Source organism: Mesorhizobium sp. LNHC232B00, from assembly GCF_000502435.1.
Taxonomy (GTDB): domain Bacteria; phylum Pseudomonadota; class Alphaproteobacteria; order Rhizobiales; family Rhizobiaceae; genus Mesorhizobium; species Mesorhizobium opportunistum.
In genome coordinates this window covers 23625-38980 of sequence record NZ_AYWP01000033.1, presented here as the reverse complement: position 1 = coordinate 38980, position 15356 = coordinate 23625, and the positions used below count along the sequence as shown (strand labels likewise).

The window sequence follows — 15356 nt, the reverse complement described above, 5'->3', positions numbered from 1 at the left end:
GATGGCAGCGGCAAAACGCCTGACCGCCGATGCGCTCGCCGAAGCGCTTGTGGAACGCACGGGCCATGCCTTTGCCGACCGCCAGCGCCTGCAGCGCGCGCTCACGCATGCCAGTGCCCGTGGGGCCAATGCCGGCATCGATTACGAGCGCTTCGAGTTTCTCGGCGACCGCGTTCTCGGCCTGGTCGTCGCCGACATGCTGCTGGCCGCGTTTCCCGATGCGGCGGAAGGCGAGCTGTCACTGCGGCTCAACGCGCTGGTCAACGCCGAGGCGCTTTCGGACATTGCTGAACATATCGGGCTGCCGGACTTGATCCGCGCCGGATCGGATATACGCGGGCTCGATGGGCGCAAGCGCGTCAATCTGCGCGCCGACGCCTTGGAATCGCTGATCGCCGTGCTCTATCTCGACGGTGGCCTGGAGGCGGCGCGGGCTTTCATCCACAAATACTGGCTGCCGCGTTCGCAGGCTTCGGGCGCGGCGCGCCGCGACGCCAAGACCGAATTGCAGGAATGGGCGCATCAGGCGGCGAGTGCGGTTCCCGCCTACCAGATCGACAGCCGCGAGGGGCCGGACCACGACCCGCTGTTCACGGTCAGCGTCAGGGTCGGCGCGTTTCAGCCGGCAGTCGGCAGCGGCCGTTCCAAGCGCGAGGCGGAGCAGGCGGCCGCGGCTGCCCTTCTGCTGCGCGAAGGTGTATGGAACGCGGCATGACCGATATCGAAACTGCTGAACCCCCCGCCACGCACTCCGGTTTTGTCGCGCTGATCGGCGCGCCCAATGCTGGCAAGTCGACGCTCGTCAACCAGTTGGTCGGCGCGAAGGTGTCGATCGTCACCCACAAGGTGCAGACGACACGTGCCATCGTGCGCGGCATCGCCACGCATGACAATGCGCAGATCGTCTTCGTCGACACGCCCGGCATCTTCAAGCCCAAGCGGCGGCTCGACACGGCAATGGTCACCACCGCCTGGGGCGGCGCCAAGGACGCCGACATCGTCTTGCTGCTGATCGATGCCGAGCGCGGCATCCGGGGGGATGCCGACGCCATCTTGGAACGGTTGAAGGACGTGCGCCAGCCGATGGCGCTGATCCTCAACAAGGTCGACCGGGTCAAGCACGAGACGCTTCTGGCCCTGTCCGCGGCGGCGAATGAGAAAGTGCCGTTCAAGCGCACCTTCATGGTCTCGGCGTTGACCGGTTCCGGCTGCAAGGACCTGCTCGACTATCTGGCGCAGGCGCTGCCGGCCGGCCCCTGGTACTNGTTGACCGGTTCCGGCTGCAAGGACCTGCTCGACTATCTGGCGCAGGCGCTGCCGGCCGGCCCCTGGTACTATCCGGAAGACCAGATTTCGGACCTGCCGATGCGCCAGCTCGCAGCTGAGATCACGCGCGAAAAGCTGTATCTGCGGCTCCATCAGGAATTGCCCTATTCCTCCCATATCGAGACCGAGAAATGGGAAGAGAAGCCGGACGGTTCGGTGCGCATCGACCAGACCATCTATGTCGAGCGCGACAGCCAGAAGAAGATCGTGCTCGGCCACAAGGGCGAGACCATCCGCGCCATCGGCCAGGCGGCGCGCATGGAAATCGCGGGCATTCTCGAGCAGAAGGTGCACCTCTTCCTGTTCGTGAAGGTGCGCGAAAACTGGGGTGACGATCCCGAGCGCTACCGCGAGATGGGACTGGAGTTCCCGCATTAAGGTCGAAATCGACACAGCGCTCGTCAGCTGGTTGGTCGCCACGCCATATAAGCTGTGAGATAACGGCACCGGATCTAACGTCGCCGTCCCAGCGCCAGCAATACGCCATTGACAAGATGCTCCGCGTCGACGGCGTTTTCGAACGGGACCACTGTTGTCGCATAGTCGACCGGCGAAAAATCGAAGCCACCGGCATTGATCAACGCCGCCTGGCGTGTTGCCGCCTCCATATTGCCGAGTTGCGCATAGCAGGCGGCCAGGCGCGTGCGGATCCACGGCGTTGGCCGCGTCGCCAGTTCCAATGCCTCCGCGGCCGGCCGGTATTCGCCCAGCATGTAGAGCGCCAGCGATCGATCGTATTGGTACCAGTGAGGATTGAGCGGGTCGATCCTGATGGCGCGCGCCAGCCAGCTGAGCGCCTCGAGCGGTCGGCCGCGCATCGTCAGAAGATGGCCCATCTGCTCGATGCATTCGGCGTCGCCAGGATTAAGCTCGAGCGCGATCCGCAAATGATGCTCGGCGGCCGGATGGTCGCGCATGCTGAGCCGGACCAGCGACTGAATGCGGTGCGCCGTCGCCTGGTCGGGAGACAGCGCGATACCCCTTTCCGCAAGATCGCGGGCTTTTGCCAGCACGGAACTGCTGGTGGGTCCGAATTCGCTGTTCAGCACATGGGACAGCGCCAAATACGTGTGGGCGAGCCCATAGGAAGGATCCTTCGAAATCGCCGCCTCGAACAGTGCCGCAGCTGCCTTCAGGTCGCTTTGCGCCGGGTCGCGCATCAAGGCGACGCCTCGCAATACCAACTCATAGGAGGCGAGGCTGGTCACCGGCCGCCGCGAGGCGCGCGTCAGTCCGGCATTGCTGACCTTGACCACCAGCCGACCGACGATCTGCTCGACGATGTCCTGCTGGATCGCGAACAGCCCGGCAGCCTCGGCCTGGTAGCGATCGCCCCAGAGCTGCGCTGAATTGGCGGCATCGACCAGACTGACCGCGGCGATGATGCGCTCCGCTTGTCGCCGCACCGAGCCTTCAACGAGATAATCGGCGCCGATGCGCGAGCGGATGGCTGGCCACTCGGCGGGCGAATGAGAGGCGAACGAAAAGCTCGAATTGCGCGCCAGCACTGTCACCGTGCCGAAGCGGGCAAGGCCATTGATGATGTCTTCTGCAAAACCGTCGACAATCTCCTGATTGGCTGGGACCGCGCCGTCGTTGCGAAATCTCAGCACCGCCACGATTGGCTGTGCACCGGATTCGGGTACTGCTTCCGTCTCCGGCACCAACATGTAGCCGCGTTTCGACACCGTCCGCACCCGTTCCTCACCCAGCACCTTACGAATTTCGCGCACCGACTGCGTCAGCGAATCCTCGGTGACGAAAACTCCAGGCCAGACCGTATCCATCAGCTCCGATTTCGGCACCACGCGGCCGATGTGGCAGGCAAGGTGGGTCAGCAACGCGTAGGCTTTCGGGCGCAGGAAGGCCGGCTGGTCGGCCCGGCTGAGCGTGCCTTTGCCCAGATCGAGCGTAAAACCGCCGAATTGAAAAACCTGACCGGTGGCCGAGACCGCCATCAAAGGCCCGCTCCTGAAGCCATGCCGGCATTGGGCTACGGCGAGCGGGCTGGGTCAAGGGCCAGTGCACTTTCATCGCCAGAAAGACGCAGCGCCTGGCTTCGGTCGCCGCGACAATTGCGTTTGCGTTAGACTGTGCCGGCGACGGCAAACCGCATCTTTGGCCTGCGCACGAAACTTTCCGTGCCATAGTGGGCGACAATGATGACCGCGATGACTGCCCAAATGCCGACACCGAGCCATTGCTGCTGTACGTAGTCGCCGCCCGTGAACACCTGGCCCAGGAAGCGCACGCTGTTCTGGTGGGTGAGGTGCATGATGAAGGCGAGAAGCACGCTGCCGGTATTCTGGTAGAGCCATGTGAAGACCACGGCAGCCAGCAAGACATTGATCGTGCCGTACAGGCTGAGGTCGCCGACCAGCCCAAGCGGAAAGTGCCAGACTGCCCAGATCACGCCGAGGATCAGGCTGCCGGCCAGCGCCGAATGACTGGCGAGCAGACGTGATGTCGCAAAGCCCCGCCAACCGGGCTCCTCTCCGAGCGGGCCGCTGAAGATGGCGTAGAGCGCGATGATCGGCACCATCTCGGAAAAGGCTGGAATATTGGCCCAGGCTGGTGCTGCGGCGCCAAATAGCGGATTGATCATGATGGAAGTCAGCTGTGTTGCGAACGGCAGGCCGAAGGCCACCAGGTACCATGTCGGATTCACCCGCCACTTTACCATCGAGGCGAGGATCGCCTTGACTGAAGTCCAACCTCCGGAAAGAGAGGCGACGATGAAGCCGGCGGCCATCGGGCCAAACGTAAACCAGGGAATACTGTCGCCATTCGACAGCCAGAACGGGATGAAGCCCAGCCAGGTCAGGCCAAGCGCCAGTGAAAAGAAGGTGGTCAGTTGGTGCCTTCGCACCGTGCTCAGGAGGGAAATCATGTCAGGTCCTCTCGACGGGCAGATTGGTCAGGAGAAGTCGCCGGGCTGCCCGATCGGTCGACCTGCATGTGGAAACGAGCCTAATGTGTCCGGCCGTTGATCGACCGCTCTGGCCGACCTGCCCTTATTGCTTCTTGTGCCGCCAAAAATCCCGAGCAGTTTCTGAAATATTTCCGACATTTCTGAAGGGCTGGCCTATTGCTCGGCAGCCGGGGCGGAGCCGATGTGGAATCCGGCCACGGACTGCTACCGGGCACCGCGTCCCGATTGGCGCCATCTCACAGTCTTGCCGGACGGCCTCCCGACCGTATCGCCGCAGATGCCAGGGCCGTCGGCGTTGCCGAAGGGACGAATGTCGCCTGGCGATGCGTGGGGCAAAAAAACAGCTGCGTATTAGTAATTTGGAACAGGCATGGCCTCACGAGTTCCGGTGTTTTGTGGCGGTACCATGCGTATACAGCTATTTAGCCAGGAAATTATCCGAATATATATTGAATATATGACGTTGTTCCGATTGTGCCATTCGCTAAAATGGCAAGTGTTATTTGTGCAACACAGGATTATTCTGTTAATGGAATCGACGTTATTTACGAAACCGTCATTGAAGGCGGACGATTGATGGGTATGTTCGCCGCGAAAAGGGGACGCGGTGCGAGCCTTTTTCGTTGTGGGGATGAGGCGGGAAAACATATCCGCCAGCCACAAATCCGAAGCCATTTTTAACTTTGACTGGAGAGGTCAGAAAATGAACATCAAGAGCCTCCTTCTCGGCTCAGCCGCGGCACTGATCGCGGTATCCGGCGCGCGCGCCGCGGACGCTGTCGTCGTCGCCGAGCCGGAACCGGCCGAATACGTCAAGATCTGCGACGTCTACGGCGCCGGCTACTTCTACATCCCGGGCACCGAGACCTGCCTGCGCATCGGCGGCTATGTCCGTTATGACATTGGCGTCGGCGACGCCGGCACGTTCGATGGTGTCAACCATGTCCCTGACCATCAGAGCGTCGGCGACACGCATTCGACCTATTACAAGAACACCCGCTTCACGCTGAAGACCTGGACCGGTCAGGAGACCGAACTCGGTACCCTGAAGACCTACACCGAGACCCGCTTCAACTACGGCAACAGCTCAGGTGATTATCTCAATCAAAAAGCCAGCAATGCCGACGACTGGCAAGGCCGCAACAAGTCTCTCTCGCTGCGTTTCGCCTGGATTCAGCTCGGCGGCCTGCGCGTCGGCAAGGACGACACGGCTTTCGATACGTTCATCGGCTATGCCGGGAACGTCATCCAAGACACGATCGTGCCCTATGGCGGGCAGGAGAGCAACGTCGTTCAGTACTACTTCGATGCAGGCAACGGGCTGACCGGGCTGGTCTCGCTCGAAGAAGGCGCCGGCAAGATCGGAACCATCGACAGCTATGTTCCGCATGTCGTCGGCGGCTTGAAGTACAAGGGCGACTGGGGTGCGATCACTGGCGTCGTCGCGTATGACAGCAACTACGAAGAAGTTGCCGGCAAGGTTCGTTTGGACGTGAACGTCAGCAAGGAATTTTCGCTGTTCGTCATGGGTGGTTACGGCACCGATGACAACCTCACCGATCCGACCAACGCCATCGATGCCAAAGGTCGCGGCTTCTACAAGCAGTGGGGCGGCAACTGGGCAATCTGGGGCGGCGGCACCTACAAATTCGACGCCAAGACCTCGTTCAACGCTCAGGTCTCTTACGACGACTGGAAAAACCTCGGCATCGCCGCTAACGTTGCCTATACCGTTGTGCCCGGCTTCACGGTCACGGCCGAAGTCGACTACCAGAATGTCGGCAATGACACCCCGGCGAACTCCATATGGGCCGGTGCCACCAAAAAGAGCAATGTCGGCGGCATTCTCCGCTTCCAGCGCAACTTCTAAAGGGTAGACTGACCTCACCACCCGCCCGCAGCACATATCGCTGCGGGCGGTTTTTTATGCGTTGTTGCGAAAGCCGGCTCCGGCGCAAGCCCATATCTTGATTTCGCCACCCGATCGGTGAAAAGCTCTAGAAATGGAATGGCGCGACGAGGGAATCATTCTCGGCACCCGCAAGCATGGCGAAACCAGCGCCATTCTCGAGGTGATGACGCGCACGCATGGCCGCCATCTCGGTCTCGTTCGCGGCGGCCGTTCGCGCAAGCAGCAGCCTGTCCTGCAGCCAGGCAATCGCGTCGATCTCTTGTGGCGGGCACGTCTTGACGAGCATCTCGGCACCTTCCAGGCCGAGCCGATCGAGATGAACGCCGCGCGGCTGATGGACAGCGCCATCGCCGTCTACGGATTGCAGACGATGGCGGCACATCTGCGTCTGCTGCCGGAGCGCGACGCCCATGGCGGCCTTTACGAGGCGCTTTCGGTGATGATCGTCCATCTCGACGACGCCGATGCCGCCGGCGAACTGGTGGCACGCTTCGAGCTTCTGATCCTCGATGAACTCGGCTTCGGCCTCGATCTCAGCCGCTGCGCCGCCACCGGCACGCAACAGGACCTCGCCTATGTCTCGCCGAAGTCGGGGCGCGCGGTGTCGCGTGAAGCAGGCTTGCCGTGGCGCGACAAGATGCTGGCGCTGCCGGCCTTTCTGCAGCGCGGTTCCGGCCTGCGCGCGGATCCCGGAGCTGTCGAGGACGCCTTCCGGCTCACCGGCTTCTTCTTCACCCGCCACGTCTATGAGCCGCGCGCCATCGAGCAGCCGGATGCCCGCCTCGGCTTTCTTGCCGCACTGCGCAAGCATCATGCAGCGCGCAAGACCATTGCCGGAGAGAATGCCGCCAGAGAAATCATCACATGAGCGAGGTTGAACTCTATCCGGGCCGCGTCTCGCCGCTCGGCTTGGGCACGATCCCGCACGCCGACATCCTGGAGTACACCGGCCTGGAATTGCTGCAGCGCATCGTCGATGGCAAATATCCGGCGCCGCCGATCTCATTTCAGCTGAATTTCACCCTCACCGAAGTCTCGGAAGGGCGCGCTGTTTTTCACGGCATGCCGGGCGAGCGTCACCTCAATCCGCTGGGCAGCGTGCATGGCGGCTGGGCGGCGACGCTTCTCGATTCGGCTTTGGCCTGCGCCGTGCAGACACTGCTCGAAAAGGGCGAGGCCTATACGACCGCGGAATTCAAGGTCAATCTGACACGGCCGATCACGCCCAGGACCGGCGAGGTGGTCTGCGAAGGCAAGGTGGTCCACAAAGGCCGTACGCTTGCCGTTTCGGAAGCGACGCTGAAGGATGCCGGCGGCAAGCTGCTGGCTTTCGGCACCGAGACATGTTCCATATTTCCAGCCGCCATTCTGGCGGCACGTTGAGTTTTCCAGCCGTCCAGTTGCCGCCTAGCCGCCGTATTTGAATGTCAGTGAGACGAAACGTCAGTGAAAACTGGCCTGGTTTGGGGGAACCGCCATGTTTGAGAGCCTGATCGGCCTTGTCGCCATCATCGCCTTGTTTGTCATCATTTCGCGCCAGCAAGGCCGCATCGGCCTGATCGAGCGCGAACTTGGTGCGTTGCGCAGCCTTGTGCTTTCAGGCGCCGTGCCATCAGCGGTCAAGCCGTCCGAACTGGCGGCCACCGATGGCAAGGAGGACGCGGCGCCGGTGCCGGCGGCAGCGGCCGATCTAGCTCCAGCAGCAGTGAGCGAGCCGACCGCCGCACCGATGCCCGCTGCAGAAGCGGAAGCTCCGTCCGGCGAGATCATGTCCGGGCCATGGACCGCGGGCGAGCCGAAGGCAACGGAGCCCACCGAACATGCCACAACGCCGAAAGCCGCCCGCCAATCCGATGTCGAAACGGCGCTCGGCACCCGCTGGGCGGTCTGGGTGGGCGGCATCGCGCTGGCGCTGGGCGGGTTGTTCCTGATCCGCTACACCATCGAGGCCGGCATTTTCGGTCCCGGCGTGCGGCTCACCATGGCCGCGGTGCTCGGGCTGGTGCTGGTCGCGGGCGGCGAGTTCATCCGCCGCACCGGCTTCAAGATGCCCGTGCAAGGCGCCGCGGGCGCCTACATTCCGGCAATCCTGACAGCGGCGGGTGCCTTCATCCTGTTCGGCACCGTCTACGCCGCCCATGGCATTTACGGTTTCATCGGGCCGGCGCTCGCCTTCACGCTGCTCGGCGCCATCGGTGTGGCGACCATCGCGGCCGCTCTCGTCCACGGCCAGGCGCTGGCGGGCATCGGCCTTGTCGGCGCCATGGCGACGCCCGTGCTGATCGCCTCGCAGGCGCCCAATCCCTGGGCGCTGTTCGGCTATCTGGCGATCGTGCTTGCCGCCATCGGCGTCATCGCCCGCATGCGCGATTGGAAGCTGCTGATGGCGGCGGCCTTTTTCGGCACCGGCATCTGGACCATCCTCTACATGTCCGACGCACCGGGGGCGAACCTCTCCGCCATCCTGTTCATCAACGCGGCCACGCTCGCCGTGCTCGCTTTTGTCTGGCTCGGCCGTCGTGGCGACGAGACCGGACCGGCCAGGGTTTTCGACTGGCCGTCGATCGTGCCTGGGCTGTTCGTCGCCTTCTCGGCGCTGGGCCTGTCGGTCGACCCGGTCTTCGCCGCCGCCGGCGATGCCTTGCCGGCGGCAGTGCTGCTTGCCGTGATGGTGGCCGTCGCGCTCTGTCGACCGCTGGCGCTGCCCCTGCTTTTCGCCGCCGGATTGGCGACGGTGCTGATCTATCTCGGCATCATCCCGCCGACCTCGATCGCTTCCGATTTTTCGGGCGGCGCATTGGGTGTCGATGGACTGCCGCTTGCAACCTCCAACGCGCTGACATGGCGCATCGGCATCGCGCTGGGCCTGGTCTTCATTGGCGCCGGTTTCTGGGCAGCCCGGAAGTTCGCGGCCTCCTCCTGGCCGCGGTCCGCCTCCTGGGCGGCATCGGCCGTCATCGTGCCGCTGGTCATCCTGCTGGCGCTCTGGTTCACCTTCGGCAATCTCGACCGCGACTTTGTTTACGCCGCCATCGCGGCACTGCTGGTGGTGATTTTCGCCGCCGGCGGCGAGTGGATCGCAAGGGCCGAAGCGCCGCCGCTCAAGGGTGGAACGGCTGTATCATTTGCCTTGGGCGGCGCGGCAATCGCCGGCCTCCTGATGCTGCACATGGCTTTTGGCTCGGGCTGGACGACCATGTTGCTGGGTGCCGCGGCCATCATACCGGCGCTGGCGACACGCTGGCGTTCTTATCCGGCGCTCGGCTGGATTTCTGTCGGCGCCGTGATCGCGGTGCTCGGCCGCGTCGCCTTCGATCCGACAGTCGTCGGCGCTGAATTTCTCTCCACCACACCGGTGTTCAACTGGCTGCTGCCGGGTTACGGGATACCGGCGCTGGCCTTCGGCTTCGCCGCCTGGCAACTCGCCCGCACCACCGATGGCCGGCCGCGCCTCGCCATGGAAGCGGCCGCGGCGCTGTTTGCGCTGCTAACCGTTGCCATGCTGGTGCGTCACGCCATGCATGGCGGCGTCATCGACACGGGTGCCATGACGCTCGCCGAACAGGCGATCTACACGCTGACCGCGATCGGCGCCGGCGCCATCCTGGTCGCCATCGACATGCGCTCGCCAAGTTCGGTGCTGCGCTATGGTTCGATGGCCGTCGGCGTGGTCTCGGTCGCCTTCATCGTTGTCAGGCATTTCGTGGTGCTGAATCCGCTGCTCACGGACGAATCGACAGGCCGGATCCCGGTGTTCAACCTGTTGTTCCTCGCCTATCTCCTGCCGGCGGTCGCCGCCGGCGGGCTGGCGCTGTACGCCAGGGACAAGCGGCCGAAATGGTATGCGCAGATGTTGGCGCTGGTGGCGGAGCTGCTTGCCTTTGCCTATGCCACGCTGTCGGTGAGGCGCCTGTTCAAGGGCGAGTTCATCGGCCTGTGGAGCGGGCTTGGCCAATTGGAAACCTACACCTATTCGGCGCTCTGGCTGGTCATCGGCGTGGCGCTGCTCACCGCCGGCGTCTGGCTGAAGTCGCAGGTGCTGCGCATTGCCTCCGCCGGACTGATCGCTGTCGCCGTGCTGAAGGTCTTCCTCTTCGACATGTCCGAACTGGAGGGCGTGCTCAGGGCGCTATCCTTTATCGGGCTTGGTGCCGTGCTGATCGGCATCGGTCTGTTTTACCAGCGACTTTTGACGCGGGCGGCGAAGGAGGGAAGCGTAGCATCTTGAAGGAATATGCAAGGTAGAATATATGAATATCCATTGGAGGATATTTCCATGCCGCTCTACATCCGTGACGATGAGGTGGATGCGCTGGCAACCAAATTGCAGCGCGAGACCAACGCCCCGAGCAAAACGGAGGCGGTTCGGATCGCGTTGGTACACGAACTTGAGCGCAATCGCGCCACGGTGCCGCTTCGCGATCGGATTGCGAGGTTGCAAGCCGAGGCCAGGAAGCTTGGCCTGCCCAACCCCGATTTCGACATGAAGAAATTCACCGACGAGATGTGGGAAGACTGATGTTCGTCGACGCCTCGGTGATCGTCGGAATTCTCAATTGGGAACCTGGGTGGGAGGAACTGGTCAAGCGGCTTTCCGGTTTTGCCGGCCCGCTCTACGTATCTGCGCTGGTGCGTTTCGAGGCGACGCAGGCAGTGGCGCGCGCAGCCACGGGCTCCCACAGGCCGGATGCTGAAACCCTTCTCAGGGCCCGCGATCTGATCGATCGTTTCATTGTGGAAATTGGCGCGGAAAATGTGGTCATCGGCGAAGACATTGGCTCCCAGGCCATTGATGCAAGTGGGCGCTATGGCAAGGCTGTCGGCCATCAGGCCCAACTGAATTTCGGCGACTGTTTCGCCTACGCTTGTGCCAAAAGCCTCAATGTTCCGCTGCTCTACAAGGGCAATGATTTCCCGTTTACCGATTTGGGATAATTCGGCTTTCTTGTTGATTGCCGGGAATAAATCGGCCGACGGGCTCGTTATCTCATTGCTTGGGTGACCGGGGCGGCGGACCGCTTCGCGCTGGCCGCTTGCGCCGCGCCGGGAAGGCGCGTTCAATCGAGATCAACAAAGGCGACCTCAGAAACCAGCGGTCATGGACGAAAAGAAGGCAGCAATCCTTGGCGAAATACCGCGCCTGCGCCGCTACGCACGCTCGCTTTTGCGCGACCGCGATTCTGCCGACGACCTCGTCCAGGACTGCCTCGAACGCGCACTGCTGCGGCTCGAGAACTGGCAGACGGGAGAGAGCCCCAGGAGGTGGCTGTTTACGATCATGCATCATTTGTTCATCGACCAGATGCGCAAGGTGAACCGCCGTGGCGAGGCGGCGATGCTGCCGCTGGAAGCGGGCGAGGCGGTTGCCCAGCCGGCCGAACAGTTGGAGGGCATCGCCTCGCGCGAGATCATCAATGCTTTGCAGGCGATCAGCCCCGATCGTCGCGCCGCGCTTGTCATGGTCGCGATCGAGGGCTTTTCCTATGCCGAAGCCGCCAACATCCTGGGCGTGCCCGCCGGCACGTTGATGTCACGCATCGCGCGTGGGCGTGAGGAATTGCGCGGGTTGCTGGATGATACGGCGCGCCGCCGCACGATAAGGATCGTCGAGAAATGATCCGCCGCGATTTTTCCGAACGTGACATCCACATGGCGCTCGACGGCGAGCTGCCGGCCGACGAGCGTGCCGCCTACGATGCCTGGCTCGAAGCCAATCCCGAGATGAAGGCCAGGAGCGTCCGCTTCACCGCCGACCGGGAGGCATTGCGCGCCGCCTTTGGCGGTGTGCTGGATGAGGCTGTACCCCTGCGTTTGCGCAAGGTGGTGCTCGGCGAGGCACCGCTCAGGGTCGCCGCGCCACGCTCGCGCTGGTGGCTTGCTGCTGCCGCGGCCGTGCTTCTGGCCGCGGGCGGATTTGGCGGCTACTTTGCCGGCATCGACGGCATCGGGCAGGAGGATCCGGCTGAAGACAGGCTCGCCGAACAGGCGATCGCCGCCCATGTCATCTTCGCCGCCGAGAAGCGGCATGCCGTGGAAGTGCCTGCCAGCGACAAGGATCATTTGCAGACCTGGCTGTCCAATCGGGTCGGCTTGAGGCTGGTCGCCCCGGACCTGACCGCCAACGGTTTTCAACTGATCGGCGGCCGGCTGCTGCCGGCCGGCGAAAGCAAGGCCGCGATGCTGCTCTACGAGGACGACAAGGGTGAGCGCATATCCCTCTTCGTCACCGCGGAATCGACGGAGAACGCCAAGGGCACCTATGCTGCGGCGCAGGACGGGCCGCAGGCCGTCTATTGGCTGGACAAGGGCTATGGCTGCGCCGTCGTCGGCTCGCTGCCGCGCGAGCAATTGGCGGTCGTGGCCAAAAATGCCTATGGCCAGCTTTTGGCTGGTCTCGCGAGCTGAGCGGGCTGTGATCTTCCGCAACGGGCAGGCTTCAAACGGCGACCTTGCGCAAAGCTTGCCGGCTTCGCTGCCGTCACCGAAACTGTCACAATTCGGCCCTAATCAAGGAGCGATAGCGCTTGATGAATACCGGCGCTTCGGCCGGTGTTCGCGACGCTTTTGACCGGGGCCGTTTCCGCAACGCAATCGAGGTTTCCTCAAGCCGCATGCCTGCCGAGATCCGCACGGCCCGCGCGTCCGACGTCGATGATCTCGCCGCCATCGAGAAAGCTGTGTTCTCGAGCGACCGCATCTCCCGCCGCTCCTTTCGCCAGTTCATCGAGCGTGAGACAGCCGAAGCGCTGGTCGCCGAAATCGATGGCCGCGTCGCCGGCTATTCGATCGTGCTGTTTCGCAAGGGCAGCGGGGTCGCGCGGCTCTATTCCATAGCTGTCGGCCCGTTTTTCGGGGGACTCGGTGTCGGCCGCCAGCTGCTGTCGGCGGCCGAGGAGGCAGCCTTCGAGCACGACCGCATGATGCTGCGCCTCGAAGTGCGCGAGGACAACGGCCGGGCCATCCGCATCTACGAACAGGCCGGCTATCGCAAGATCGGCCGCGAGCCGGGCTACTACTCCGACGGCGAGACCGCGCTTCGCTATGAAAAGACACTGCGCGGCGATCTCCCGGTCGCCACCAAGGTGCCGTTCTATCAGCAGACCTGCGAGTTCACCTGCGGTCCGTGCTGCCTGATGATGGCCATGGCCAATTTCGACCAAGGCTTCGTGCCGGACCCGGTGATGGAAATCCGCCTCTGGCGCGAGGCGACGACCGTCTTCATGATGTCTGGACCTGGCGGCTGCGAGCCGTTCGGCCTGGCGGTCTCGGGTTACGAAAGCGGACTCGCGGCGGAGATTTTCGTTTCCTTCTACGGCGCGCTGTTCCTGCAGTCGGTGCGCAGCGAGGACAAGCGCCGGGTGATGGAGCTGGCCCAGGTCGACTTTCGCCGCCGCGCGGAACTTTACGGTATCCCGGTGAATTACCGTCCGTTCAGCATCGACGATATCAGAACCGCGATCGCTGGGGGAAAGCTAGTGCTGGTGCTGATCAGCGGCTTCCTGATGTTCGGCAAGAAGGTGCCTCACTGGGTACTGGCCATCGGCGACGATGGCGACCATATCCTGATCCACGATCCCTGGGTCGAGGATGAAAGGCAGGAAACCATCCTTGATGCCGCCAACATTCCCGTGCCTTACGGCATCTTCATGAACATGGCGCAGTTCGGCCGCGACGGACTGCGTGCCGCCATCACTTTGGGAAAGAGATAATGACCTGGGTCATTCTTACCGGCAGGCAGAGCGANGAGCGATCTCGACCAGGTGGCGACACCGCACAAGATCATCACCAATCGCGAGTATCTCGCGCATCCCTCGCTGTTCCGCGGCCAGCGGCCCAAGGTCATCAACCTGTCGAACAACTACGGTTACCAGAGCCGCGGCTACTATGCCTCGCTGCTGGCGGGCTCGCGCGGCCATAAGGTCATCCCGACCGTCGAGACGATGATCGACCTGTCCGAGCGCAAGCTCTACGAACATGCGCTGCCTGAACTGGAATTGGCGCTCAACAAATGCCGCAAGGATCTCGGCGGCGCCTTTCCGGCGAAGGTCTGCATCTTTTTCGGCATCGGGCCGTCGAAAGTGTGGGACCGCTTCGCCAAGCTGTTGTTCGACTGGTTCCGGGCACCGGCGCTCGAGGTTCACATCAAGGACAGCGCCGAATGGGCCTCGATCCGCAAGATCGGCTTCCACCCCTTGGCACGCATGACCGAGGACGAGGAAAAAAGCTTCATCCAGTGCCTGGAGACCTACACCAACCGCGAGTGGCGCGACACCAAGGGCCGCACGCCGGCGCGCTACACCTTCGCAACGCTTGTCGATCCGCATGAGGAACTGCCGCCGTCGGAAATCTCGTCGTTGCGCTACTGGGCCAAGATCGCCGAAAAGATGGGGGTCGAAATCGAGCCCATCACCAGGAAGGATCTCGCCAAGCTCGCCAACTACGATGCGCTGTTCATCCGCGAGACCACCTCGATCTCCAACCACACCTATCGTTTCGCCCGCCGCGCCCAGCAGGAGGGCATGCCGGTCATCGACGACCCGCTGTCGATGATCCGCTGCACCAACAAGGTCTATCTCAACGAGTTGATGGCCTACAACAAGGTGCCGGTGCCTCCCACGGTGATGATCGCCGGCACATCGGACCTTGAGCTCGCTGCGCAGACGCTGGGCTTTCCGTTGGTTCTGAAGATCCCGGACTCCTCCTTCTCGCGCGGCGTCAAGAAATGCGCCAACCTCGAGGAGCTGACGCGGCTCGCGACCGAGTGGCTGGAGGATTCCGATCTTCTGATCGCGCAGAAATTCATCCCGACCGAGTATGACTGGCGTGTCGGCGTGCTCGGTGGGCAGCCTCTATTTGCGGTCCATTACCTGATGGCCAAGAAGCACTGGCAGATCGTCAACCACAAGGCCAATGGCAAGCCCGACCAGGGTGGCATCAAGACCTTCACGCTGAAGGAGACGCCGCCCCATGTCGTCGAGACCGCGGTCAAGGCGGCGCGCTGCATCGGCGACGGCCTCTATGGCGTCGACCTCAAGGAGACCAAGGATGGTGTCTTCGTCATCGAGGTCAACGACAATCCCAACCTCGACCATGGCTGGGAGGATTCCGGCGAGAAGGATGAAGTCTGGGTGCGGTTGACGCAGTGGTTCCTGGAGCGGCTGGACAGGCCGGGACGGTAATTCAACC

At 62.9% G+C, this 15356-nt stretch carries 13 protein-coding genes and 1 pseudogene; 12 read left to right on the top strand and 2 right to left on the bottom strand.

Annotated features, from left to right (window positions below):
- Window position 1 precedes the first annotated feature (1 nt).
- Together rnc and era are read left to right on the top strand one after the other, a co-directional pair.
- Window positions 2–715: a ribonuclease III gene (gene rnc, locus X743_RS142575; protein WP_023768479.1), complete on the top strand. Its 714-nt coding sequence runs from the start codon at window positions 2–4 to the stop codon at window positions 713–715.
- Complete coding sequence (gene era, locus X743_RS142580; RefSeq protein ID WP_023768478.1) at window positions 700–1704, top strand: GTPase Era; 1005 nt, start codon at window positions 700–702, stop codon at window positions 1702–1704. The genes rnc and era overlap by 16 nt, the downstream gene beginning before the upstream one ends.
- A gap of 74 nt (window positions 1705–1778) precedes the next feature.
- Here era and X743_RS142585 read toward each other — a convergent pair whose 3' ends face one another.
- Together X743_RS142585 and X743_RS142590 are read right to left on the bottom strand one after the other, a co-directional pair.
- Window positions 1779–3284 (bottom strand): winged helix-turn-helix domain-containing protein, encoded by a 1506-nt coding sequence (locus X743_RS142585; RefSeq protein ID WP_023768477.1) that lies wholly within the window; start codon window positions 3282–3284, stop codon window positions 1779–1781.
- 128 nt (window positions 3285–3412) lie between these two features.
- Complete coding sequence (locus X743_RS142590; RefSeq protein ID WP_023768476.1) at window positions 3413–4216, bottom strand: type II CAAX endopeptidase family protein; 804 nt, start codon at window positions 4214–4216, stop codon at window positions 3413–3415.
- Between the two features lie 745 nt (window positions 4217–4961).
- On the opposite strand from X743_RS142590, the gene X743_RS142595 reads away from it, so the two are divergent.
- The 10 genes and pseudogenes from X743_RS142595 to X743_RS04985 all read left to right on the top strand — a co-directional run bounded on the left by X743_RS142595 (window position 4962) and on the right by X743_RS04985 (window position 15349).
- A complete protein-coding gene (locus tag X743_RS142595; RefSeq protein WP_023768475.1) occupies window positions 4962–6128 on the top strand; it encodes a porin in 1167 nt (388 codons plus the stop codon).
- 133 nt (window positions 6129–6261) lie between these two features.
- A complete protein-coding gene (recO, locus tag X743_RS142600) occupies window positions 6262–7038 on the top strand; it encodes a DNA repair protein RecO (protein ID WP_013896370.1) in 777 nt (258 codons plus the stop codon).
- Complete coding sequence (locus X743_RS142605; protein ID WP_023768474.1) at window positions 7035–7553, top strand: PaaI family thioesterase; 519 nt, start codon at window positions 7035–7037, stop codon at window positions 7551–7553. The genes recO and X743_RS142605 overlap by 4 nt, the downstream gene beginning before the upstream one ends.
- A 94-nt stretch (window positions 7554–7647) precedes the next feature.
- Entirely contained in the window at window positions 7648–10398 is a 2751-nt protein-coding gene (locus X743_RS142610; protein WP_023768473.1) for a DUF2339 domain-containing protein, read from the top strand.
- 48 nt (window positions 10399–10446) lie between these two features.
- On the top strand, window positions 10447–10689 hold the full coding sequence (locus X743_RS142615; RefSeq protein ID WP_023768472.1) for a type II toxin-antitoxin system VapB family antitoxin: 243 nt from the start codon (window positions 10447–10449) through the stop codon (window positions 10687–10689).
- Window positions 10689–11105, top strand: a complete 417-nt coding sequence (locus tag X743_RS142620) for a type II toxin-antitoxin system VapC family toxin (protein ID WP_023768471.1) — start codon at window positions 10689–10691, stop codon at window positions 11103–11105. The genes X743_RS142615 and X743_RS142620 overlap by 1 nt, the downstream gene beginning before the upstream one ends.
- A gap of 163 nt (window positions 11106–11268) precedes the next feature.
- Complete coding sequence (locus X743_RS142625; protein WP_013896365.1) at window positions 11269–11787, top strand: RNA polymerase sigma factor; 519 nt, start codon at window positions 11269–11271, stop codon at window positions 11785–11787.
- Window positions 11784–12575 carry an anti-sigma factor gene (locus X743_RS142630; RefSeq protein ID WP_023768470.1) on the top strand — a complete coding sequence of 264 codons (792 nt, stop codon included), beginning with the start codon at window positions 11784–11786 and terminating at the stop codon, window positions 12573–12575. Before X743_RS142625 ends, X743_RS142630 begins: the two co-directional genes overlap by 4 nt.
- Before the next feature lie 206 nt (window positions 12576–12781).
- On the top strand, window positions 12782–13879 hold the full coding sequence (locus X743_RS142635) for a GNAT family N-acetyltransferase/peptidase C39 family protein (protein ID WP_031258522.1): 1098 nt from the start codon (window positions 12782–12784) through the stop codon (window positions 13877–13879).
- Window positions 13879–15349: pseudogene (locus X743_RS04985) on the top strand (RimK family protein). The gene X743_RS142635 and the pseudogene X743_RS04985 overlap by 1 nt, the downstream one beginning before the upstream one ends.
- The last annotated feature ends 7 nt before the right edge of the window (window positions 15350–15356 follow it).